Source organism: Algoriphagus persicinus (assembly GCF_035156415.1).
Taxonomy (GTDB): Bacteria; Bacteroidota; Bacteroidia; order Cytophagales; family Cyclobacteriaceae; genus Algoriphagus; species Algoriphagus persicinus.
Map to the genome: position 1 here is coordinate 314,027 of NZ_JAYEEY010000001.1, position 23,186 is coordinate 337,212.

Annotated in this window: 24 protein-coding genes; 14 read left to right on the forward strand and 10 right to left on the reverse strand. The window is 41.7% G+C overall.

The genetic code is table 11. From position 1 onward, the window contains the following. Window positions 1-176 precede the first annotated feature (176 nt). The 3 genes from U3A58_RS01360 (at window position 177) to U3A58_RS01370 (ending at window position 3,504) form a co-directional block, all read left to right on the forward strand. On the forward strand, window positions 177-1,136 hold the full coding sequence (locus U3A58_RS01360; protein WP_323821572.1) for a glycoside hydrolase family 43 protein: 960 nt from the start codon (window positions 177-179) through the stop codon (window positions 1,134-1,136). A 187-nt stretch (window positions 1,137-1,323) separates the two neighbouring features. Beyond that, a complete protein-coding gene (locus U3A58_RS01365) occupies window positions 1,324-2,544 on the forward strand; it encodes a Tm-1-like ATP-binding domain-containing protein (RefSeq protein WP_323821573.1) in 1,221 nt (406 codons plus the stop codon). Window positions 2,545-2,643: 99 nt separating this feature from the next. Then, window positions 2,644-3,504: a phosphoenolpyruvate hydrolase family protein gene (locus U3A58_RS01370; protein ID WP_323821574.1), complete on the forward strand. Its 861-nt coding sequence runs from the start codon at window positions 2,644-2,646 to the stop codon at window positions 3,502-3,504. A 170-nt stretch (window positions 3,505-3,674) separates the two neighbouring features. Here U3A58_RS01370 and radA read toward each other — a convergent pair whose 3' ends face one another. The 4 genes from radA to polA all read right to left on the reverse strand — a co-directional run bounded on the left by radA (window position 3,675) and on the right by polA (window position 8,764). Continuing rightward, window positions 3,675-5,048: a DNA repair protein RadA gene (radA, locus tag U3A58_RS01375; protein ID WP_323821575.1), complete on the reverse strand. Its 1,374-nt coding sequence runs from the start codon at window positions 5,046-5,048 to the stop codon at window positions 3,675-3,677. 8 nt (window positions 5,049-5,056) lie between these two features. Continuing rightward, complete coding sequence (locus U3A58_RS21750; protein ID WP_416377270.1) at window positions 5,057-5,200, reverse strand: hypothetical protein; 144 nt, start codon at window positions 5,198-5,200, stop codon at window positions 5,057-5,059. 34 nt (window positions 5,201-5,234) lie between these two features. Continuing rightward, window positions 5,235-5,759 carry a DUF1016 N-terminal domain-containing protein gene (locus U3A58_RS01380; RefSeq protein ID WP_323821576.1) on the reverse strand — a complete coding sequence of 175 codons (525 nt, stop codon included), beginning with the start codon at window positions 5,757-5,759 and terminating at the stop codon, window positions 5,235-5,237. 176 nt (window positions 5,760-5,935) lie between these two features. Next, entirely contained in the window at window positions 5,936-8,764 is a 2,829-nt protein-coding gene (gene polA, locus U3A58_RS01385) for a DNA polymerase I (RefSeq protein ID WP_323821577.1), read from the reverse strand. Window positions 8,765-8,924: 160 nt separating this feature from the next. On the opposite strand from polA, the gene U3A58_RS01390 reads away from it, so the two are divergent. Next, window positions 8,925-9,239, forward strand: coding sequence for a hypothetical protein (locus U3A58_RS01390; RefSeq protein WP_323821578.1), 315 nt, complete (start codon window positions 8,925-8,927; stop codon window positions 9,237-9,239). Between the two features lie 102 nt (window positions 9,240-9,341). Here U3A58_RS01390 and U3A58_RS01395 read toward each other — a convergent pair whose 3' ends face one another. Continuing rightward, the gene (locus tag U3A58_RS01395) at window positions 9,342-9,779 is read right to left on the reverse strand and encodes a hypothetical protein (RefSeq protein WP_323821579.1); all 438 of its coding nucleotides are present in this window, start codon (window positions 9,777-9,779) and stop codon (window positions 9,342-9,344) included. A 69-nt stretch (window positions 9,780-9,848) separates the two neighbouring features. Between U3A58_RS01395 and U3A58_RS01400 the strand changes: the two genes are divergently transcribed. Next, window positions 9,849-11,528, forward strand: coding sequence for an amidase (locus tag U3A58_RS01400; RefSeq protein WP_323821580.1), 1,680 nt, complete (start codon window positions 9,849-9,851; stop codon window positions 11,526-11,528). A 66-nt stretch (window positions 11,529-11,594) separates the two neighbouring features. On the opposite strand, the gene U3A58_RS01405 is transcribed toward U3A58_RS01400, so the two are convergent. Continuing rightward, on the reverse strand, window positions 11,595-12,167 hold the full coding sequence (locus U3A58_RS01405) for a hypothetical protein (protein ID WP_323821581.1): 573 nt from the start codon (window positions 12,165-12,167) through the stop codon (window positions 11,595-11,597). After that, entirely contained in the window at window positions 12,167-13,690 is a 1,524-nt protein-coding gene (gpmI, locus tag U3A58_RS01410; RefSeq protein ID WP_323821582.1) for a 2,3-bisphosphoglycerate-independent phosphoglycerate mutase, read from the reverse strand. The genes U3A58_RS01405 and gpmI overlap by 1 nt, the downstream gene beginning before the upstream one ends. Before the next feature lie 137 nt (window positions 13,691-13,827). On the opposite strand from gpmI, the gene U3A58_RS01415 reads away from it, so the two are divergent. The 3 genes from U3A58_RS01415 to U3A58_RS01425 all read left to right on the forward strand — a co-directional run bounded on the left by U3A58_RS01415 (window position 13,828) and on the right by U3A58_RS01425 (window position 15,770). After that, window positions 13,828-14,226: a DUF4783 domain-containing protein gene (locus U3A58_RS01415; protein ID WP_323821583.1), complete on the forward strand. Its 399-nt coding sequence runs from the start codon at window positions 13,828-13,830 to the stop codon at window positions 14,224-14,226. A gap of 191 nt (window positions 14,227-14,417) precedes the next feature. Continuing rightward, window positions 14,418-15,278, forward strand: a complete 861-nt coding sequence (gene nadC, locus U3A58_RS01420) for a carboxylating nicotinate-nucleotide diphosphorylase (protein WP_323821584.1) — start codon at window positions 14,418-14,420, stop codon at window positions 15,276-15,278. An 87-nt stretch (window positions 15,279-15,365) separates the two neighbouring features. Further along, window positions 15,366-15,770: an META domain-containing protein gene (locus tag U3A58_RS01425; protein WP_323821585.1), complete on the forward strand. Its 405-nt coding sequence runs from the start codon at window positions 15,366-15,368 to the stop codon at window positions 15,768-15,770. A gap of 2 nt (window positions 15,771-15,772) precedes the next feature. Here U3A58_RS01425 and corA read toward each other — a convergent pair whose 3' ends face one another. Together corA and queG are read right to left on the reverse strand one after the other, a co-directional pair. Beyond that, the gene (corA, locus tag U3A58_RS01430; protein ID WP_323821586.1) at window positions 15,773-16,885 is read right to left on the reverse strand and encodes a magnesium/cobalt transporter CorA; all 1,113 of its coding nucleotides are present in this window, start codon (window positions 16,883-16,885) and stop codon (window positions 15,773-15,775) included. A gap of 17 nt (window positions 16,886-16,902) precedes the next feature. Then, window positions 16,903-17,838, reverse strand: a complete 936-nt coding sequence (gene queG / locus U3A58_RS01435; RefSeq protein ID WP_323821587.1) for a tRNA epoxyqueuosine(34) reductase QueG — start codon at window positions 17,836-17,838, stop codon at window positions 16,903-16,905. A 219-nt stretch (window positions 17,839-18,057) separates the two neighbouring features. Between queG and U3A58_RS01440 the strand changes: the two genes are divergently transcribed. The 6 genes from U3A58_RS01440 (at window position 18,058) to U3A58_RS01465 (ending at window position 22,752) form a co-directional block, all read left to right on the forward strand. Next, on the forward strand, window positions 18,058-18,315 hold the full coding sequence (locus U3A58_RS01440) for a DUF6364 family protein (RefSeq protein WP_323821588.1): 258 nt from the start codon (window positions 18,058-18,060) through the stop codon (window positions 18,313-18,315). After that, entirely contained in the window at window positions 18,308-18,718 is a 411-nt protein-coding gene (locus tag U3A58_RS01445) for a type II toxin-antitoxin system VapC family toxin (protein WP_323821589.1), read from the forward strand. Before U3A58_RS01440 ends, U3A58_RS01445 begins: the two co-directional genes overlap by 8 nt. 360 nt (window positions 18,719-19,078) lie before the next feature. Beyond that, a complete protein-coding gene (locus U3A58_RS01450) occupies window positions 19,079-20,179 on the forward strand; it encodes a vWA domain-containing protein (protein ID WP_323821590.1) in 1,101 nt (366 codons plus the stop codon). A gap of 5 nt (window positions 20,180-20,184) precedes the next feature. Continuing rightward, window positions 20,185-21,708: a P-loop NTPase family protein gene (locus tag U3A58_RS01455; RefSeq protein WP_323821591.1), complete on the forward strand. Its 1,524-nt coding sequence runs from the start codon at window positions 20,185-20,187 to the stop codon at window positions 21,706-21,708. Window positions 21,709-22,073: 365 nt separating this feature from the next. Next, the gene (locus U3A58_RS01460; RefSeq protein WP_323821592.1) at window positions 22,074-22,337 is read left to right on the forward strand and encodes a HEPN domain-containing protein; all 264 of its coding nucleotides are present in this window, start codon (window positions 22,074-22,076) and stop codon (window positions 22,335-22,337) included. A 97-nt stretch (window positions 22,338-22,434) separates the two neighbouring features. Beyond that, a complete protein-coding gene (locus U3A58_RS01465) occupies window positions 22,435-22,752 on the forward strand; it encodes a nucleotidyltransferase domain-containing protein (protein WP_323821593.1) in 318 nt (105 codons plus the stop codon). 35 nt (window positions 22,753-22,787) lie between these two features. Here U3A58_RS01465 and U3A58_RS01470 read toward each other — a convergent pair whose 3' ends face one another. Beyond that, window positions 22,788-23,150 carry a DUF1304 domain-containing protein gene (locus tag U3A58_RS01470; protein WP_323821594.1) on the reverse strand — a complete coding sequence of 121 codons (363 nt, stop codon included), beginning with the start codon at window positions 23,148-23,150 and terminating at the stop codon, window positions 22,788-22,790. Window positions 23,151-23,186 lie beyond the last annotated feature (36 nt).

Genomic DNA, 23,186 nt, shown 5'->3' on the forward strand with positions numbered 1-23,186 from the left:
AGCTAGTCAGTTAGGATAGCCCTTAATTTATCTGGTTCCTGGAATGAAGTTCTTTAGCCTTGGTCTGTGACTGACAGACCATCAATATCTCGGCCTTTTGGAGACGGGACGTCACTAGCTTTTCCAAAGTTCGAAACTTTGGAAAAGCTTATAAATACATCATTATCCACTAAAAGATGAACTTAACCCACATCCTTATCACAACATTTTGGCTTAGCCTAAGCTTCTTGTCAGCTCCTGAAAAAGAACCAATCCTCCTTGCCGATCCAACGATTTTCTTTCATGATAATATCTACTATTTATATGGCACAAATGGGAAAGACAGCAATCAAGGCTTTGAGGTTTATATTTCCAAGAATCTAAAATCCTGGAAAAAGTCAGATAAAAATGATGGATACGCCCTGAAAAAAGGAGAATCCTATGGTGACAAAGGTTTCTGGGCACCGCAGGTCTTTGAGGTTGAAGGCAAATTCTACATGGCTTACACAGCCAATGAACACATCGCCATCGCAACTTCGGACAGTCCTTTAGGGCCCTTCACCCAGACCGTAATAAAAGACCTAGAGGCTCCGGTAAAGCAGATCGACCCCTATATTTTTATAGATACGGGTGGAAAAAAGTACTTGTATCATGTGCGACTTACAGAAGGGAATCGCTTGTTTGTAGCGGAACTGAAAGATGATTTCTCGGGAATTAAAGAGGAGACTTTGACTTATTGCTTTCATGCAGAAGAGCCTTGGGAAAACACTCAAAACGTGGACTGGACGGTATCTGAGGGACCTACTATTATCAAGCACGAGGGGTTGTATTACTTTATCTACTCGGCAAATGATTTCCGAAATCCTGACTATGCAGTTGGCTATGCGGTAAGTGAAAGCCCGATGGGGCCATGGAAGAAGAGTCCAACTAACCCGATTTTCGACAAGATTGATGCTGGAATCAACGGTTCCGGTCACGGAGATTTCTTTGTGGATGCTAAAGGTAAGCTTCGATATGTACTTCATACACACAACTCTGACGAGGGAGTTTCGCCGAGAAAAACTGCCCTGATTGACCTGGAATTTAAATCAAACGGAAATGACGTTGATGTTTTGGAAGTGAAGAAAGGGAGTTTTAAATTTCTTGAAGTGGATTGAAAGGACGGAAGACAGGAGTCAGAAGACGGAAGGCAAAATCATAAAGCTCAAAAAACGAAGTCGTTTCGAAGGGTGAATTGCCTGTCCCGATTTTTCGGGAACTAAGAAATCATATTATAGCTAGGTATGTAGTCTCGGTCTGTGAGGGCACAGACAAAGGCGAAGAAAATAGATATTATAAAAGACCATGACCCCAAAACCTCAAATCTTGATACTTGGCTGTTTTGACACGAAAGGCGAAATCTTTGCTTTCCTGCGAGACTGTCTTCAGGCGCAGGGAGCTGAAGTACTGACAGTGAATGTAGGAGTTTTGGGTACGACGGAGCTTTTTCCAGTAACTATTGAATCAGAGGAAATCTGTGAGGCTGCCGGTGAAAACTTGACTTCACTCCGAGGGAAAAATGACCGAGGCTATGCGATGGAAATCATGGGGCTAGGCGCGGCAAAAGTCTTGGAGGAGTTAAGCAATCAAAAGAAATTTGATGCTGTGATAGGAATGGGTGGAGGCAGCGGAACTTACGTTACACTTAAATCCATGCAATTTTTGCCTTTGGGCTTGCCCAAAATCTGCATCTCTACGCTGGCAAGCAAAGACCTCTCAGATTTGATTGGTGTCAAGGATATTTTATTGATGCCATCGGTCGTAGATGTGGCAGCACTGAATAGCATCATCAAACCAATCATACAGCAAGCCGCCGCTGCGCTTGTTGCCATGAGCAGAGTGCAAATTCCACCAACAACATTCAATACGAAGCGGATAGCAATCAGTATGTTTGGAAATACCAGCGCCTGCGTGGATTATTGTACACATTTACTGGAGGCGAAAGGTTTTGAAGTAATGACGTTCCATGCAAATGGTGTAGGTGGCAAAGCGATGGAAAGTTTGACGTTGGAAGGATGTTTTACGGGTATTTTGGATATTACAACGACCGAAGTGGCAGATGAACTTTGCGGTGGAATTTGCAGTGCAGGGCCGAATAGATTGGAAGCGTCTGCAAAGATGAAAATCCCCCAAGTAGTCGTGCCCGGCTGCATGGATATGGTAAACTTTGGAACCAAAGAATCAGTGCCGGCGAAATACCGCAACCGCCAATTATACAGTTGGGTGCCGACCGTGACATTGATGAGAACAAATAAGGAAGAGAATAAAGAGCTCGGAAAAATTTTAGCCAACAAGCTAAATCAGTCTGAAGGACTCACCGTTGTTCTTTTTCCTGAAAAAGGCCTGTCGCAAATTGATTCAGAAGGAAATGTATTTTATAATCCTGAATCCAATCAAGCTCTTTCAAAATCCATTCATGAAAACTTGAAATCGGAAATACCTTTTGTCAACTTGCCTTTACATATCAACGATCCGGCGTTTGCAGCCGAAGCGGTGGAAAGATTAATGGGGATGATGATTACTTAGAGAAAAAGAGATTGGGAGATTAAGAGAATAAATGTCAATAACAGTGCTCTCTGCGACCTCTGCGGTTAAAATATATATAAACCATAAAAAGTAGAAACTATGCCAAATCCATGGACTGGAAAAGGAAATCCATACACAAGACAGGAAGTAAGAGATCGACTTAAAAATACCTTAGCCCAAAAGAAAGCCATTATTGCTGCTGGTGCAGGGACGGGCATCTCTGCTAAATTTATAGAAAAAGGAGGAGCAGATTTATTGATCATTTACAACTCAGGGAGATTTAGAATGTCAGGCCATGGCTCCACAGCCGGATTGATGGCCTATGGCGATGCCAATGCGGTAGCGATGGAAATCGGAGAGTTTGAAGTGCTGCCGGTGGTAGAAGAAATTCCAGTGATTTGTGGAGTTCACGGTTCCGATCCGCGCAGACGGATTTGGCATCATTTGCTGAAAGTGAAGGAAATGGGATTCTCTGGGATCAATAACTTCCCGACACATTCCATTGTAGATGGGCATTTCCGTCAGGTTTTGGAAGAAACAGGAATGGGCTTCGACAAAGAAGTGGAAATGGTGAGAATCGCCGATAAAATGGATTTATTCTCTATCGTCTATGTGGCATCACCCGAGGAAGCAAGGCAAATGGCAGAAGCAGGAGCGGATGCAATTATCTCCCATGTAGGAACCACAGTGGGAGGATCCGTGGGTGTCTCTGGAGCCAGTTGCAGTATGGATGAAGCCATTGATCGCACAAATGAAATTGTAGCTGCAGCCAAAGCGGTAAATCCTGAGTTATTCTTTCTGGCACATGGAGGCCCAATCAATACACCTGATGATGTTAGGATAATTTTGGAAAAGGCAGATGTGCATGGATTCGTGGGCGCTTCTTCACTGGAAAGAATGGGTGTGGAAGAATCATTGACAAATCTGACTAGGGAGTTTAAGAAGCTGACGATAAAGTAGGAATTGCTCACCATGGTCTGTGTCCGCACAGACCATTTTGATAGTCGTTCAAGTCTTCTGAGAAATGCAGTCCGAGACTGCAATTAGGGCAGCACAAGTCATGAGACTTGCGCTAGATATGATAAGTTGTCTGTGGCCTGTGCGGACACAGACAACTTTTTTTAAACCCACTAAAATATCTTCTGATAAACCTCCTCTAACTTACTAACCGGCATCACTTCAATTTTATACTTGTCAAGGTCTAGTCCTTTGACAGCATATTTGGAGACGATGATTTTCTTAAAACCCAATTTCTCAGCTTCAGCAATACGGTTTTCAATCCGATGAACAGCACGTATTTCTCCGCCCAAGCCCACCTCAGCTGCAAAGCAAATCTGCTCTGAAACGGGAGTGTCTTCATAGCTAGAAATCAAAGAGGCGCAAACTGCCAGATCCAGAGCTGGATCATCCACTCGAATTCCTCCAGCTACGTTCAAAAATACATCTTGCTGACCTAATCTCATTCCGCCCCGCTTTTCTAATACAGCCAAAAGCATATTTAATCGCTTGGCATCGTGACCTGTACTACTTCGCTGTGGCGTACCGTAAGTTGCTGGACTCACCAGAGATTGAATTTCGATTAGAAGCGGTCGATTCCCTTCCATCATTGCGCCGATGGCAACTCCGTTCAAGACTTCTTCTCTTTGAGTCAGCAGAATTTCGGATGGATTGGCGACTGGGCGGAGTCCTTCTACACGCATCTCGTAGATACCAAGTTCGTGAGTGGATCCAAAGCGGTTCTTGGAAGTTCGCAGAATCCTATAGCTCATATGTCTATCCCCTTCAAACTGCAAAACCGTATCCACCATGTGCTCCAGCACTTTCGGACCAGCTATGGAACCGTCTTTGGTAATATGTCCGATCAAGAAAACAGGGGTGCCTGTTTCCTTGGCATATTTCATGAGTTCGGCGGTGCATTCCCGCACTTGGGAAACTGAGCCCGCGGATGACTCTACATACTGGGAAGTCAGTGTCTGAATGGAATCTATAATCAACAAATCCGGTTTTAGGACTTCAATCTGCTGGAAAATCTGCTGGGTATTTGTCTCGGAAAGCACATAGCATTCGGGGTTTTTTGCTGTCATGCGATCTGCCCTCATCTTGATTTGCGCTTCACTTTCCTCTCCTGAGACGTAAAGAATCTTCTTCCCGGTTAAAATCAAGGCAATCTGGAGCATTAGGGTGGACTTACCTATTCCAGGTTCTCCACCGATCAGAACAAGTGAGCCGGGTACAATCCCTCCGCCCAAAACTCTATCAAGTTCATCATCTCCCGTTACATATCTTGGCGAATCTTCGTAATTGACCTCTTGGATTTTCTTAGGAACACTGGCTTTTTTGGTGCCCGAAGTTGGGGTCTTCCACGTTCCCTTGCCGGATTCTTCCTTTTGGACTACTTCTTCCACATAGGTATTCCATTCCCCGCAGGTAGAGCATTTACCCAGCCATTTAGGACTTTGAGCTCCGCAATTTTGACAGAAGAAAGTGGTTTTTATTTTAGCCATGTGGGATGCTATGAAAGTTTGTTTAATTCGTTTACTAAGTAATTCTCAAATTTTTCTTTTGTTGGAAGTTTAATCAAGTATTGCTGGATAAAAAGGTTTTGGTTCATTCCTCCCGTAGCATATTTCACTAATGCATGATCTTTTTCTGCCACCAATAAAATTCCAATAGGAGGGTTGTCGCTAGATTCACTTATTTCTTTTCAGCTCTCTTACACTCCATATGCCTTTTATAGTTTCTAATTCATAGAAAGTTCTCTTCATTTGATCTGCTATTTGTAAAAGAAGTTCTAGATGTGAATAAGATAGCTGCGAAAGCAGTTTCTCTCCTGGAACCATTAGCTCTGTTCGGAATTGTGGGGTCAGCGTCCCCACTTTTTCTAATCCTCCTATTTCCTGAACAATCGGCAAAAAGGGATTGACTTTCTCCTTCAGAAAGTAACCGATTTGGGGATAATAAAGGTAAAAAGTGCGAAATCTAAATAAAGACCTTCTATCCAATCCTTTGATTGTAGAAAGTCTTTGAGCTATTTGATCGATAAGTCCTTCGCCATAAACCGCACGGTCTTTACCCTCCAACTCAAACTCGACTATATAGAACCCAATTAACCAATTCCGCACGGTTAAGGCTTGGTTCACTGCATTAGAGGAATAAGCCTGCATCTTCAAATGAATCTTACCTATTTGTGTCAGCAGATTTTCAAAATCTTTCATGGGCAATAAAAATCAAAAGAATAAATTAGGTAAAAAGGCTTGGCTTGTCAATCTGACCGATTACTAATTTTCAAATTTTTCAATCTTGAAATCTTATAATTTTGAATAATGAACATCGAACAAAGAATGCTGAATATCAAAGTACTTGATACTTGTGTCTTAAATCTAGCGACTAATCAATGCGCCTGCAGCCAATCTGTACCTATTCCAACTTCTACTTCTACAGGTACAGCCATTTTGATGGCATTTGACATGAGGCTGGGAACATTGGCTTTTAGAATTTCCACTTCATCTTTGTGCGCATCAAAAACCAATTCATCATGAACCTGGAGGATCATTTTGGACTTCAGCATTTCCTTTTTCATCCATTTGTGCACATCGATCATGGCTACTTTGATCAGATCGGCGGCAGAACCTTGAATGGGTGCGTTGATTGCATTTCGCTCGGCAAAGCCACGCATGGTAGCATTCCGACTATTGATATCCCGGAGATATCTGCGGCGACCCAGGATAGTTTCCACGTATTCTTGTGTTTTGGCTTTTTCGATGGCTCCATCCATGTACTCTTTCACGGCTGGAAATTCCTTGAAATATGAATCGATTATCTCCTTGGCTTCTCCTCTTGGAATGGATAAACGCTGAGAAAGTCCAAATGCGGAAATACCATAAATAATCCCAAAATTGGCTGTTTTGGCTTTTCTTCGCATATCTGAAGTCACTTCCTCCAATGGAACCTGAAAAATCTTTGCTGCGGTAGTAGCGTGGATATCTCGACCGGAGCGGAAAGCTTCTATCATGGATTCGTCCCCAGAGAATGAGGCCATAATCCGAAGCTCAATCTGGGAGTAATCTGCGGCCAAAAGGATATGATTTTCATCTCTCGGCACGAAAGCCTTGCGGATTTCACGTCCACGGTCGGTTCGGATCGGAATATTTTGCAGGTTCGGATTGATGGAAGAAAGACGGCCAGTTGCTGCCACAAATTGATTGTATGTTGTGTGGATTCTCCCTGTTTTGGAATTGATCATCGTCGGTAGGGCATCCACATAGGTAGATTTCAGCTTCACCATCTGACGAAAGTCCAAGATATTCTGGATGATTTCATGTTCATGGGCAAGTTTGCTGAGGACTTCCTCGCCAGTCGCATATTGCCCGGTTTTTGTCTTTTTAGCTTTTGGGTCCAACTTCAATTTATCGAAAAGCACCTCTCCAAGTTGCTTGGGAGAGGCTAGGTTGAAGCGAACTCCAGCCATTTCATAGACTTTGTTTTCGATTTCCTTACTTTCTTTTTCCAGCAAAATGGACATTTCAGCAAGACTTGCGGTATCGATCCGAATGCCTTCAAATTCCATGTCTGCGAGCACATTGATCAGCGGGTTTTCTACCTCATCAAAAAGTTTTTCTAGATTATTTTCTTTCAGCAATGGATCAAATTTTGCTTTTAATCGCAAGGTGATATCTGCATCTTCAGAAGCATAGGCAGTCACTTCGTCCTCATCTACATCTCGCATATTTCCTTGATTCTTACCTTTTTTACCGATCAATTCTGTAATCGAAACCGGCTCGTAATTCAGGTATTGCTTTGCAAGCCAGTCCATAGAATGCTTACCGTCCGCGTCTATCAGGTAGTGCGCGAGCATGGTATCATAAAGAATCCCTTTAACTTCTATTTCGTAATTTTTCAGTATGAGAATATCGTACTTGATATTCTGGCCGATTTTCAGGATTGATTCGTTTTCAAAGACGGGCTTGAGCAATGCGAGGATTGCCAGTGTCTCACTTCTATCTTCAGGACAAGGTATATAATAGGCCTCTCCAGTGATATAGGAGAAGGAAATTCCAACCAATTCAGCTTCCATTGGATTCACTGAGGTAGTTTCGGTATCAAAGCATAGCTCTCTCTGAATCTCCAAAAACTCGACTAGTTCAAGGATTTCCGCTTCGCCTTTGACTTTATGGTAATTCTGGATATTGCTATGAATGGTATCCGGAGCTTTTTGCTCAGCCATATTTACCGATTCCTCTTCAAATTCTATTTCCGGGGAAATAGTACTTGTAGCAGCAGGAGCTTCGCTAAAAAGACCCAGCTGATCATTTTTCTGTATCGCTACTTTCTTATCAGAGCCCTTGAAAACACGGGATGCTAGCGTGCGAAACTCAAGTTCTATAAAAATCGCCCGTACCTTTTCTTCAGCTATTCCCTCGTATTTCAGGTCATCTTTTACATAGGTAATTGGCACATCACATTTGATGGTCGCGAGCTCTTTGGAGAGAATACCCTGTGCAGCAAAGTTTTCCACATTCTCCTTTTGCTTGCCCTTCAGATCAGCAGTGTTTTTCACCAATTCTTCTACTGTACCATAGATTTTTAGCAGTTTCACGGCTGTTTTTTGTCCGATCCCGGGAATCCCCGGAATATTATCCACCGCATCTCCCATCAGTCCCAATATATCCCGAACTTGATCTACATGCTCAATATCCCATTTGGCACATATTTCTTTTGGCCCCATGATATCCACTCCATTGCCCATAAAGGCTGGTTTGTAGAGAAATATATGCTCATCCACTAGCTGACCATAATCCTTGTCGGGAGTCATCATATATACCGTAAAGTTCTCCTTCTCGGCTTGCTTGGCCAAAGTACCAATCACGTCATCTGCTTCAAAACCATCCAGTTCCAAAATCGGAATATTGAATGCCTTTACAATTTCCTTTACCCAAGGGATTGCAATCCCAATATCTTCTGGCTGTTCCTGACGGTTTGCTTTGTATGGCGCATACTGAATATGTCTGAATGTTGGAGCGTGAGTATCGAAAGCTACCCCAATATGGGTAGGTTTTTCCCTATCTATTATTTCCAGCAAGGTATTGGTAAATCCCAACATCACTCCGGTATTCAATCCTTTGGAGTTTATTCTAGGGTTTTTGCTGAAGGCAAAATGCGCTCGATAGATAAGCGCCATGGCATCTAGTAAAAAAAGCTTGAAGGGCTGTTTTAGGGACATTTGAGGATAATTATTGGTAAAAAGGGATTCATATAAAAGCCCTGTAAGTTACAAATTTTCGGCAAGGAGCAGTTCAAAATCTGGCGATATGCCCTGCCCTCCGACAGAGTTTGGCGATAATTTTGATTATCTTCCTAACCTGACCATAAACAAACAACCTATGAAAAAATTATTCGCAATTCTCGCATTGGTTTTCTCCGCCAATATGCTAATCGCTGCGCCAGCAAATGACGAAAACTCTAACAAAGAAAAAACTGAGTTGACGGAAGCACAAAAAGAGCGTCTGGCTGAGATTCAGTTTAGAGTAGATGAAATCAAAGCCATGGACTTCAGTTCCATGAGCAAAGAAGAAAAAAAGGACGTGCGTATGGAGTTGAAGGACATGAAAGAAGAAGCCAAGCGCGCTAATGGTGGAGTTTTCATCTCAGTAGGAGCTATCATTATTATTCTTCTGCTTTTGATTTTGCTTACCTAAGCAAAACTATCCTCTGAGTACCCAAAAAGGGCTGACTATGAATTGTCAGCCTTTTTTTGCTATAATTTCATCCATTGGTAGCGGTGGTTTTTTTTTATGAAATTACCCAGGCTTTTCGGCCAGGTAGTTTTTTACTTGGAGTCCTCGTAAGAAAACTAGGATTAAAGGTATTAGCCATACTATTTCATTAAAAATGAGTTGGAATGCCGTACGCTTATTCCATCCTAGTGCAGGGATAAACCCCAAGGCAAACCAGCTAGCTAGAATTATTTTTCCGGTAATGCCCGCGATAATCAGATAAACCCAACTGACAGGATAAAAAGCACTAAAAAAAATCAGTAATCCTACCAAAACCCCAAACCCTCCATAGTATGTCGCAGGTAAAGTAGCGTTGCTGAGATTTCCATCAGCAAGCCAGTCTAAAAATGGTCCTCCCATCAGTCTGAAAATGGCAGACCAAGCAATTGTGTACATCCCTGCTAGAAGGAGAATTCCACGAAAGTACATCGGGAATACAGGAAAGGAAGGATTTTGATTCATGGGTTGATTAACTTGGGTAATTGGAGATGCGATTGGCATTCTGGTATTTCATACTAACAAAACTATTCAATGGAATCAAAAAACACAGTTTCTTCCTCTGCTTTTATACTTCTCGGTGCAGCTGTATGCCTATTACTTGGTTTTACCCTAGGTAGAAAAACAGGAGAAATCACACCTCTGTCCATTGAGGGAGCTTCTGAGATCTTTGGCTTGTCATTTACTAGAGCAGAAAAAGATAGCATGATCGGCTCATTAGAGAATCAGCGTAATAGGTATGAGTCACTTCGGGAAATAAAGCTGGACAATTCCGTCTCTCCCTCCTTGGTCTTCAATCCACTTCCAGCAGGATTTCTACCGGATCAAAATCAGAAAGAACTAGACTGGGGTTTGGCTACCGAGATGTCACTCCCAGACAAGGAATCTGATATTGCCTATATGCCCGTACACGAGCTTGCAGTTTTGATCAAGACAAAGAAACTATCCAGTGAGCGATTGACTAAAATCTATGTGGATCGCATAAAGACTTATTCTGACACATTGCAATGCCTGATTACTTTGCTAGAGGCTTCTGCTTTGGAAAAAGCAAAAGCAATGGATGCTGAGTTGGCTGCCGGAAAGTACCGAGGCCCTCTTCACGGCATTCCTTATGGAATTAAGGATCTTTTGGCTGTAAAAGGCACCAAGACTACTTGGGGAGCGAAGCCATACAGAGATCAGAAGATCGATATGACTGCCACCGTCGTGAATAAATTGAATGATGCCGGGGGTGTTTTGGTAGGCAAGTTTACGCTGGGAGCCTTGGCTATGGGAGATGTCTGGTATGGAGGTGTAACCAAAAATCCATGGAATCTAGCGCAGGGATCTAGTGGCTCTTCTGCTGGATCAGCATCAGCTGTAAGCGCTGGACTGGTTCCTTTTGCTATTGGTACCGAAACGTTGGGGTCAATTGTATCTCCTTCCACTAGAAATGGCGTGACTGGTCTTAGGCCAACTTATGGTCGAGTGAGCAAGAATGGAGCAATGGCTTTGAGTTGGTCCATGGATAAAATCGGGCCAATATCAAGATCCGCTTTGGACGATGGAATCATCTTGTCGGTAATAAACGGAACAGACCTCCTAGATGCCAGTACGATTAAATCAGCATTTAATTTCTCCGCCAAAACTGATGTGAAAAAGCTAAAAATAGGCTACTTCAATGACTATTTCGAAGGGGATAATCCCAACATGAAAAATAATAAGGATGTGCTTGACTTATTGAGAAATCAGGGCTTTGAGCTTTATCCAGTGGATCTGAAAACCTCAGTAAATCCCAGAGCAATACAAATCATGCTTTCTGTAGAAGCAGCCGCTGCATTTGATGAACTTACAAGGTTGGGTTGGGATGATCAGCTCGTAGCGCAACATAAAAATGCCTGGCCCAATGCTTTTCGCTCAGCGAGGTTTATCCCGGCGGTGGAATATGTGCAGGCAGCCAGACAAAGGACTATCCTGATCCAGGAAATGCATGAAATCATGAAGGATTACGACGTGATCGTTACCCCTAGTTATGGGGGTTCCCAGCTTCAGATCACCAATCTTACCGGACATCCAGCTCTTTGTCTTCCCAATGGCTTCAACGAAGATGGCGGGCCAACATCAATAACGCTATTGGCAAATCTTTTTGAAGAAGAGAAATTGGTGATGCTAGGTAATTTAATCCAGGCCACTAGTGATTGGCAAGCGAAGCGGCCTCCTATGTTTGACAGATAATCAACAAAAAAAGGCAAAGACTGAAGATCTTCTCCCGTTCTTGCCTTTTTTTTAATTAATGAGTCCTTAGCGTTTTGGTACTATGGTTCCTTGGATTTTCATATCATTAGCATCTAGAAACCATATCTTCTGTGTCGTCTCAATGGAATAATGGTCTATCAAATTCGTAGCATTGTTGATATAAATATCTGCCAAGGTTGTAGAGGAGTAGAACAGGTTGTCATCAGCTATTTTGATGGCCACGCTACTTACATCCTCTTCCTTATAAGTGACTTTGATGTATTTCACTTTTCCTTTAGTCTTTGGCAAAAGCTCGTGAGCAAGTAGGTCATCTGTAGAGGTAGTCTGGTAGGATTGAAGCTGAGAGGCATTATTGATATCTGCTTCTTTGAATATGGCAAATTCTTCTTCCCAATCCTTGATTGAATACGTCACAGTTACCTGTTTTTTTTCACCCTGAATTTCGGATACTTTGGTTACCTCCAGGCTATCAATTTCTTGGATTTTCTCTTCTATAAATCCTTTGAGATCAAAATAAGGCTCTTTTTCGGGAGTGTTTGTTGATTCATCCACACAGGAAAACTGACCGAATACAGCTAGCAAGAGAATCCCGTAGGAAAACCTTTGGTGATGCTTCATTAAGTTAATAGAATATTTCCAGTCATATCATCTGGCTTTGGTATGCCCATCAACTGAAGAATAGTAGGAGCCAAATCACCTAATTTTCCATCTTTAATGGTGAGGGTTTCATTTTTGTCTACCATGATGCAAGGCACGAGATTAGTAGTATGTGCTGTATTTGGAGTGCCATCTTCATTGATCATCATATCGCTATTGCCATGATCGGCGATGACGATGATGGTGTAGTCATTAGCCAAAGCAGTAGTGATCACACGATGAGCACAAGCATCTACAACTTCACAAGCCTTGACGGCTGCATCGAAATCTCCGGTGTGACCCACCATATCTGCATTTGCGAAGTTAAGACAGATGAAATCAGCACTTTTCTTGTTGAGTTCTCCATTTATTTTAGAAGCGATTTCAAAAGCACTCATCTCAGGCTTGAGATCATAGGTTGCCACTTTTGGAGATGGACAAAGTAATCTACTTTCTCCTATGAATTCATTTTCTCTACCGCCGGAAAAGAAGAAAGTTACGTGAGGATATTTCTCAGTCTCAGCTATTCGGATCTGTTTTTTATGCGCTCTTTCCAGAACTTCACCGAGTGTATTGTTCAGGTTGTCTTTCTCGAAAAGAACATCTACTCCTTTGAATGTAGCATCATAATTAGTAAATGTGATGTATTCTACATTCAGTTTTTTCATGTGGAAATCTTCATAATCACGCTGCGTAAGTGCTTGAGAGATTTCTCTACCACGATCTGTTCTGAAGTTGAAGCAGATCAGCAGATCACCGTCTTCAATTGTCGCCAACGGCTTATTATCTGCACCAACATGGATGATTGGGCGTATAAATTCATCGCTTACACCATTTTCATAGGATTTGCGCATGGCGGCTATGATGTCTTTGGACTTTTCTCCCTCGCCTTTCACCATTGCATCGTAAGCTAGCTTCACCCGCTCCCAGCGATTGTCTCTGTCCATGGCGTAATACCTTCCGACTACTGAGGCTATCTTGCCTGTAGAATGCATTAAATGTGCCTGAAGATGTTCCAAATACCCTATGCCTCCTTTTGGATCTGTATCTCTACCATCCGTGAAGGCATGAATAAATACATCTTCCATACCATGGAATTTTGCTGCATCACATAGCCCCTTCAGATGGATGATATGCGCGTGAACGCCACCATCTGAAAGTAAGCCCATCAAGTGGACTTTCTTTTTTGCAGCCTTATTTTTAGCAAAAGCAGCAGCCAAAATCGGATTCGAATTCAGCTCTTTATTTTTCACGGCAAGATTGATCTTCACCAAATCCTGATAGACTACACGACCCGCGCCAATGTTCATGTGACCAACTTCAGAATTGCCCATTTGACCCTCAGGCAAGCCTACTGCAAGACCGGAAGCTTCCAACTTAGCATGTGGATAGTTGGTGTAAAGGCTATCGACAAAAGGAGTTTTTGCCTTATCAATAGCAGAAACCGAAGGATTGGTGGCGATTCCCCAGCCATCCAAAATCATTAAAAGTACTTTCTTATCCATACCGCAAATATATTATATTTCAAGGCAAAGTAGTCCCGAAATCCCGATTAGACAAAACTTCAGAAGCTTGCACTTTACAAACTTAAAAATGCAGGACATGATTCCTTTTTTGGCTTAGTATTTGCCTACTGTGGGCAATGACCTCAGTATTAAGTTTAATCGTTTCAATTTTATTGTTTGCTCAAGCTCCTGAAAAGGACATTGATTCCTCGAATTCCATAGAAACAATTATTTCTGCCATTGAAAATGGTTCTAGCAGCGACTTAGCCAAATATTTCGATTCCAGCATTTCCTTAAATGTTAACGGATTACAAGGAGATTATTCTAAAAATCAAGCAGAACTTGTATTAAAAGATTTTTTTAAGAAAAACCCTTCTTTGGGATTCAGCTTGGTTTTCCGAAGTGAAAACAACCCTAGCCTGAGCTCGTTTATAGGTGATTATCAGACAGGTAAGGGGCTATATAAGGTGTTTATCAAAGTTTCTCAACAAGCCACCGATTTCAAAATCTACAGCCTTGAATTTGTTAAAGGCTAAAGGATTTTCCTTATAGTTTTTTGGCCAAAAGAACACGAAGAGAGCACAAAGTGTGCAGCTATTTCTCATTGATTTTGAACTTTGAAAGTTATTCAACCGCAAGTCAGAAAATTGACACAAAAGGAATCTGCTGCTAAAATTAAATTGCGCTTTGACGCCTTCGCGGGAGATCCTAATGTCTATTTTTGAGCATGAATCTTTCCTATCTCACTGAAGAAGCCATTTCAGCTTTCATTACATCTGCTTTTGCCGAAGATATCGGTCCTGGCGATTACTCCACACTTTCCTCGATTCCTGACGGAAAAGCCGGTCAAGCAAAATTACTGATCAAGGACGATGGAATCATTGCTGGTGTGGAACTGGCAGAGAAGATTTTTAAGACTTTTGACTCAGATCTCCAAGTAGAATTGCTTGTTACAGACGGTGATGAAGTAAAGCAGGGAGATATCGGTTTGGTAGTAAAAGGACCTTCTGCCTCAATTCTCTCTTCAGAAAGACTGGTGCTGAATTGCATGCAGCGCATGAGCGGTATTGCTACATTGACGCACAGCCTGACTGAGAAGATTCTTCATACCAAGGCTCGCTTGATGGACACAAGGAAGACGACGCCAAATTTCCGATTGATGGAAAAATGGGCTGTTCATATCGGGGGAGGAGTCAATCATCGCTTCGCGCTGTATGATATGGTGATGCTGAAGGACAATCACGTGGATTTTGCCGGAGGCATACGTCAGGCGATTGATCGGACTAAGGCTTATTTGGCAGCAAACAACCTAGATCTCAAAATCGAGGTGGAGACCAGAACATTAGCTGAAGTAGCTGAAGTGATTGAAGTGGGCGGAATTGACTTTATCATGCTGGATAATATGGACTATGATATGATGCGAAAAGCTGTGGAAATGGTGGGTGATAACTATAAAACTGAAGCCTCTGGAGGTATCACGGAAGAAACACTGGTGGCAGTAGCAGAATGCGGAGTTGATTACATTTCCATGGGCGCACTTACACATTCTGTGAAGAGCCTGGACATCAGCCTGAAAGCTTTTGACTAAACTTTCGTGCAGGATATTTGTTGTGTAGGCATTGATTATCGCTGATAAGGATTTTGAACTATCAGTTGAACCTAAAATTAACCAACTTTGAAAAAGCTAATCTACATTTCTTTCATTTTCATGCTAGCAGCATGTAGTTCCCATTCATTCCCTGCCAAAAATTGGTACGGCAAACCCCTAACTGTAATAGAGATGATGGGCACTCCGGTGCAGACGTCCGGATCCCCAATCGATGCCCATTTAATATTCAATTTAGAAAATGGACTCATCAATGGGAGTGGGGGCTGTAACAGGATCTATGGGGATTTCTCCTTGGAGAAAAGAAAATCTTTGAGATTTTCAGATATTGGAGCTACCCGAATGACTTGCCAAAACCAGACTTTTGAAGACCGACTTTTGGAATTGCTAGACCAAGTTCGGTATTACGATACAGAAGGTGATTTGATGCTTTTGAAAAACGGTAAAAAAGACGTGCTCCTTAAGCTTCAATAAGGTTATAACCAGTCTTTCCTTCGGAATACAATCAGCATCCCCAATACAGCTAAGCCCATACCTCCTATCACATAGAAGTACCCATATTTCCAGTGAAGCTCAGGCATATTGTCAAAGTTCATTCCATAGACTCCCGCCACAAAACTCATGGGTATGAAGATCGTGGAGATGATCGTCAACACCTTCATGATGTTATTCATGCGATTGGAGAGACTATTCATATACAGATCCAGCACACCTGAAGACATGTCCCGGAATACTTCCATGGTTTCGATGACCTGAATGGTGTTTTCGTAGAGATCCCGGATAAAAGGCCTAGTCTCTGGACTTATCTTATCATCAGCGTATTTGTCGAACGAGCCGATTACTTCACGTAGAGGATAGACAGTTCTGCGTAGATCCATCATTTCACGTCTCTGAATGTAAAGGGCATTAAGTGTTTCAGTACCAGGAGAAGTCATGGCCTGAGATTCTAGATTCTCTATTCGCTCACCCACATTTTCCATGACGATAAAGTAGTTATCGATCACAGCATCGAGAAGTGCATAAAGTAAATAATCTGCCTTTCGTTGACGTATGGTACGCTTCGGGTCTGTTAGTCGACTACGTACAAACTCAAATACATCGCCTTTTTTCTCTTGAAAAGTCAGCAGAATCCCATCTTTCAGTATAAAACTGATCTGCTCATCGTCTATGGGAGATTCAGGCGTAGGACATTGGATCATTTTCAGTGCAGCAAAAAGATAGTCATCAAAAGCTTCCATTTTCGGACGCTGATCCACATTCAATATATCCTCCATTGTCAGCTTGTGTATGCCGAAAAGCAGGCCTATTTTCTCATATATATCTACATCATGCAAACCTATTATATCTATCCAGAGTACTTTTTTCTTCAGCTTTAAATGTTCTTCCAGCTGATCGAGTAGAATAGACTCCTCATGGAAATCTTCCTCATCATAGGTGATAATGTTGATTAATACTTTATCGAGCTTTTTGTCTCCGGTAAAAACCAACGTTCCGGGAGCTATGCCTATTTTATGAGTCTTTTTCTTCTTCTTTTTTTTGGGTTTGAAAAGCTTCTGTACAGATTTAAGATTGGGGGTTTGAGGGCTCATAAGAATCTCTGTTGAAGTTATTTTGATGTCAGAAAGTCGACATTTCTTTTTAATCCAGCAAGTTTGGTTCGCTTTACTGCTGATTTCTTGAAAACCTTACTAAAAGTTTCCTCCGTGATTTCCTGCCAATCTGATTTTGATAAATGCTTAAGTTCCTCGTTCGGTGTGAATAGTGGTTCATGGTGAGGTTTGGAAAATCGATTCCAGGGACATACATCCTGGCATATATCACAGCCAAAAGCCCAGTTTTCCATTTTTTCTTTAAATTCGACGGGAATAGCATCTTTCAGTTCAATGGTCAGGTAAGAGATGCATCGGGAACCGTCAACTACGCCGTTGTCCACTATGGCATCCGTGGGGCAGGCATCAATACAGGCAGTACAGGTACCGCAGTAATCTTTGGCAAGAGGAGTATCCGGCGCTACTTCCAGATCGATGATGAGTTCGGCGAGAAAAAAGAAACTGCCCATCTCTCTATTAAGTAGCAGACTGTTCTTCCCCAGCCAACCCAAACCGGCTTTTAGTGCCCATTGACGCTCCATGACGGGAGCAGAATCTACAAATCCACGACCGTTGATTTCACCGATTTCGTCTCTGAGAATTTCTAGAAATTCAGTGAGTTTATCCCGGATTACAAAATGATAATCCTCTCCGTAGGCGTATTTGGCAAGCTTTATATCCGAGTTTCCTTCCGGCAACTTTTCCTTAGGATAGTAATTATAAACAAGTGAAACCACCGTTTTGGCACCTTCCACGAGTTTGGTAGGATCGAGTCGTTTGTCAAAATGATTCGCCAGATAGCCCATTTGGCCCTGATAATTACGGTTTAGCCAGTCTTCCAGTCTAGGTGCTTCCTCCTCCAGAAAACCCGCTTTCGCTATCCCACAAAAGTCAAACCCCAGCCGCTTGGCGGTGGATTTGATAAGGGAAGCATTTTTCTCAGTGGTAGTCACGGGGCAAAGATAGGGGAGTTAAGTTTTAAGGAAGAATCATGCACTTTAGGAACTATTTCACACAAAATACACGTATATTTATTTTAAACACGTGTAATCATGAAATAGAGCATGATTCCAAGCTTCACACGGAGAAATGATTATCATCCTTGCGAGATTCCATCCCGCTTCCTTCGTCACGGGACAAGTTATGACCATTAAAAAACAAAATATAAACACATGAAAACCAAACTCACTTTAACTGTAGAAAAAGAAATTGTAGAGAAAGCCAAACTTAAAGCTGCCAGCAGGGGTATTTCGCTTTCAAGGATGTTTGAAGAGGTATTTTCTAAGGAAAGTCCAGATGTAGAAAAAACTCCGGAACAGCTTGCAGCAGCTCGGTTTTTGGAAAGATTAAAAAGGGAGACTCCTATCAAAGCCCTTGAGAAGTCCGATAAAGATTTAATACGCGAACACCGGAATAAAAAATATGTATAGGATATTTTTGGATACAAATGTTGCACTCGATTTAGTGGCAAATCGGGAGCCATTTATTGAGGATTCTAAGCCATTTCTTTCTCTGGTAGCTGAAGGAGAAGCTCAACTTTTTATTTCTGAGGTTTCTTTAGGTCTGCTGATTTACATGTCCTTTGATCGGTACAAGCTAGTAGATGCTAAAGTAAAATTGATTCAGTTTATGGAGTTTTGCGGGGTGATTTCAGGAGGAAAAGAAGCATTTTTAAATTCTATGAATTCAGATTTCAAGGACAAAGAGGATGGGATTCAATATTTTACTGCCGTCGACAACAAAATGGATTTTTTAATAACTCGTGATAAGCAAGATTTCAAATCAGCAGATAAAATTCCTGTTATGATTCCAAAAGAATTTTTCAAATCTTGAGAATATCCTTCAGATGCTCAGGGTAACACTAATCTGCCTATCGAATCAACATTGGGTTTGCGGTTTTCATGTGTTTATAAATGTTTTTTAATGGTCACCCCGAATAGTCGGGGCAGGCTATGAAATCTCGCATGGTAGATAATCATCCCTCTGTGTGATGCTTGCGTCATGCTCGATTTCATCTTTTTTGGGTTTTTGCTCCGTTTATTAAACTCCCATACCCATCTGTGTGTTATCTCCCTGGCTGGAATAAAAAGAGTCCTGGTTAATTGGATAGGAGCTTTTTCCCATCTACTTTTCTTTTTGAAGACCTATAATCAAAGTCTTGGATCTTGATTCTAGCATCTAAAATCTAACTAAATGAAAGGATTTCGATTTACTCAGTTCGTGCCCACTCAGGATCCTGAGAAGAATACGTTTGAGAATCTGCTGAATATATTTTTGCAGCTTGTCACCATGACTGGCGGGGATGCGGCGGAGGCTTTGAGTTGGCTGACCAACTTGGACAATCGCTACAATATGACCAATCCCAATTATGGGATCGGGGACTTTATAGAGGATCTGAAAAGCAAAGGTTATCTGACCGAGGAAAATCAAAAAGGCGAATTTAAGATTACGGGAAAGGCCGAGCAGACCATCCGAAAATCCGCTTTGGAAGAGATTTTCGGGAAACTCAAGCGAGGCAAATCAGGACAACATAAAACCACGCATTCCGGTCAAGGTGATGAGCGGGGAACTGACCGTCGAGCCTATGAATTTGGAGATAATATGGATCAGATTGCATTGACGGATTCCCTTCGGAATGCGCAGGCCAACCATGGTTTTTCCGGAGATTATCTGCTCACTGAAGATGATTTGGAAGTGGTTGAGAATGAATTTCGGTCCCAAACCTCCACCGTTTTGATGATCGATATTTCCCATTCCATGATTCTCTATGGAGAAGATAGAATTACTCCTGCTAAGAAAGTAGCAATGGCTTTGGCAGAGCTGATCAAAACCCGTTATCCAAAAGATACGCTCGATATCATTGTTTTTGGAAATGATGCATGGCAGATTGAGATTAAGGATTTGCCTTACTTACAAGTTGGACCATATCATACCAATACAGTTGCTGGATTGGAACTGGCAATGGATTTACTTAGAAGAAGAAAGAACCCAAACAAGCAGATTTTCATGATCACGGATGGCAAGCCAACTTGCCTGAAGGTGGGAATCAAATATTACAAAAATGCTTTCGGGATTGATAGTAAAATCCTTAGCGAGACACTGAAACTCGCTGCCCAATGCCGAAAACTGAAAATCCCGGTGACTACTTTCATGATTGCTTCCGATCCTTATCTGAAGGAATTTGTAAAGGAATTCACCAAAGTGAATAACGGGAATACCTATTACAGTAGCCTGAAGGGGCTTGGCGACCTGATTTTTGAAGATTATAGACGAAATAGAACGAAACGCTTTTAAGCAATATGGACTACCAAATACTGACATCAAACGAACTCACGCAGATAAAAACCCTAGGTCAACTCAAAGCTGCCGGATACCAGCCAAAATCCATCAAAGAAGAACTTCGTGACAACTTGATTTTAAAGATCAAGCGAAAGGAAAATGTATTTGAAGGAATTTGGGGATACGAGGACACGGTGATTCCAGACATTGAGCGGGCGATTCTTTCCCGTCACAACATCAATTTGCTGGGCCTCAGAGGTCAGGCAAAAACGCGAATTGCCAGAATGATGACTCATCTTCTCGATGAGTACGTTCCCGTGGTCTTTGGTTCGGAATTGAATGATGATCCCTTGCAGCCTTTGACTTCTTTTGCGAAGGATTTGATTGAAGAAAAAGGAGATCATACACCAATTATTTGGTGGAATCGGAATGATCGCTACACTGAGAAGTTAGCTACGCCGGATGTATCAGTGGCCGATTTGATCGGAGATGTAGATCCGATCAAGGCTGCTACGATGAAGTTAAGTTATAATGATGAGCGGGTGATTCATTACGGCTTGGTGCCGAGGTCGCATCGCTCCATTTTTGTGATTAATGAATTACCGGATTTGCAGGCAAGAATTCAAGTTGCGCTATTCAATATTTTGCAAGAAGGTGACATTCAGATAAGGGGATTCAAATTGAGATTGCCACTGGATATACAGTTTGTATTTACTGCAAACCCTGAAGACTATACCAATCGAGGTAGTATAGTTACTCCGCTGAAAGATCGAATTGAAAGCCAGATCATCACGCATTATCCAAAATCGATAGAGATAGGTAGAAGAATTACTGCTCAGGAAGCCAAGCTGAAAGGAAGACCAGTGGACAATATTTATGTTCCTGAATTGATGAAGGACTTGATCGAGCAAATTGCAATCGAGGCTAGAGGATCCGAATATGTAGATGAGAAAAGTGGGGTTTCTGCTAGATTGACGATCTCGGCATATGAGAATTTGATCTCAGCGGCTGAGCGTAGAATGTATATAAATGGTGAAAGCAATACCATCATCCGTATCGCTGATCTGATCGGAGTAATCCCTGCAATCACCGGAAAAGTGGAGTTGGTTTATGAAGGTGAGCAGGAAGGCGCTGGTTTGGTTGCTTATAATCTGATCGGAAAAGCTATTCGTAGTCAATTCGTAAATTATTTGCCATCACCAGAGCAGAAGAAAAAAGAGAAGCAGGGGAATCCTTATGTATTGCCTTTGGCTTGGTTTGGAGAAGGAAATGAGCTGGATATCTTAGTCTCTCAGGCAGACAAAGAATATAAGTCTGCTCTTCATTCCGTACCAGGTTTGGAAGAAGTAGTGACGCAATTGGTAAAAAATCTTCCTGAAAATGAGAAGGAGTTCTTTATGGAATTTGCCCTGCATGGCTTGGCAGAATTCTCCCAACTCAGCAAAAAAGTATTGGACACAGGGTTACAGTTTAAGGATTTGTTCAGCTCTATGTTTGATATGGGGCCGGGCGATGAAGATGATTTTGAGGAGGAAGATTTATAATAATTCCCCGCAGATTTACGCAGATAAAAGGCGCAGATATTCACAGAGTTTTAGGATTCGGCGAGTATCTGCGATACAAATAGATTCTCCTTAATTGGACATTCGGATTAAAGCCGATTTTGAATTTTAGCCCATAGCGCTGTCTAAGTGTATTGATTTTTAGTAAATTAGACGAAATATTTGGTTACAAGTATTGCTAAAACTAAACAGAATTTAATTTTCTGGCTAGCTAGGTTGGAAGCTTTCTAAGCTTTGGATCGGATCATTCAAAATAAAAAATAGTCAGGAAAGGATCAAAGAAAATTGAGTTTTATGTAATAGTCTAGTATAATGAAGCTCAATGATATTTTTCAAAAGCATTATATATGGAGATAAATATCGAAAAACAGCTAATGCATTGGCAAAGTGGGGCAAAAGAAGACTTGGAAGTTGCTGAACTACTCATTGAAAAAGGCAGATACTTGCATGGCTTATTCTTTTGTCATCTTGTTCTAGAGAAAATTCTTAAAGCACATGTAGTTAAGATCACTGGACAATTAGCTCCAAGATCTCATAACTTGATTTATCTTTCGGAAAAATCGGGGCTACCATTAGTCGAGGAAACATTGGATTTTTTGGAATTCTTATGAAATATCAGCTAGAGGGAAGATATCCAGGTTACCAACCCTATATACCAGAAGAACGTACAGTAAAAGGCTATTTAATTCAAACAAAAAATCAATTAATATGGCTCAAGGAGAAGTTATAGAACTATTGAAAAATTATATTCAATTACTTAGATCAGAGGGGATTTCAGTGAGCAAAGCCTTTTTGTACGGTAGTTACTCTAATGAATCAGCAACTGATCAGAGTGATATAGACGTACTTCTTGTCTCTGATGGTTTTGAAGAGTCAAATGACCGTTTAGCTGGAAAGGTATGGCGCCTTACTCGTCAAATTAACTCAAGGATAGAACCCATTTTGATGGGAACTGAAAAGTATGAAGATTCGGATAAATCCCCTTTGTTAGCGAAAGTGAAAGAAAGCGGAATTCAAATTGTTTAAGTTTTCAAAGATTTCCATACTGCCACGGTTACCTTTCATTTAAAATGCACTAAAATCAACCCAATCAGCGCCGGCAATCCCTGAATCCAGAAGATCTTTTTACTCGCCGTTAAGGCACCAAAAATGCCTGCGACAAGCACACAACCCAAAAAGAAAATAGCAACATACGTGGACCATTGCTGATCTGAAATCAACAGTGACCACACTAATCCAGCTACCAAGAACCCATTGTATAAGCCTTGATTGGCAGCGAGAACTTTTGTTTTAGGGAACACTTCAGCTGGGATTTGCTTAAAGGTTTTTCTTCCAATCGTGTCCCAAGCGAATATTTCGAAGTATAAAAAGTAAAGATGGAGGGCGGCAATCGAACCAATCAGAATATCAGTAAGGAGTTCCATAGTGTCAAATTTTCTAAAAAAGATAAGCATTAGAAT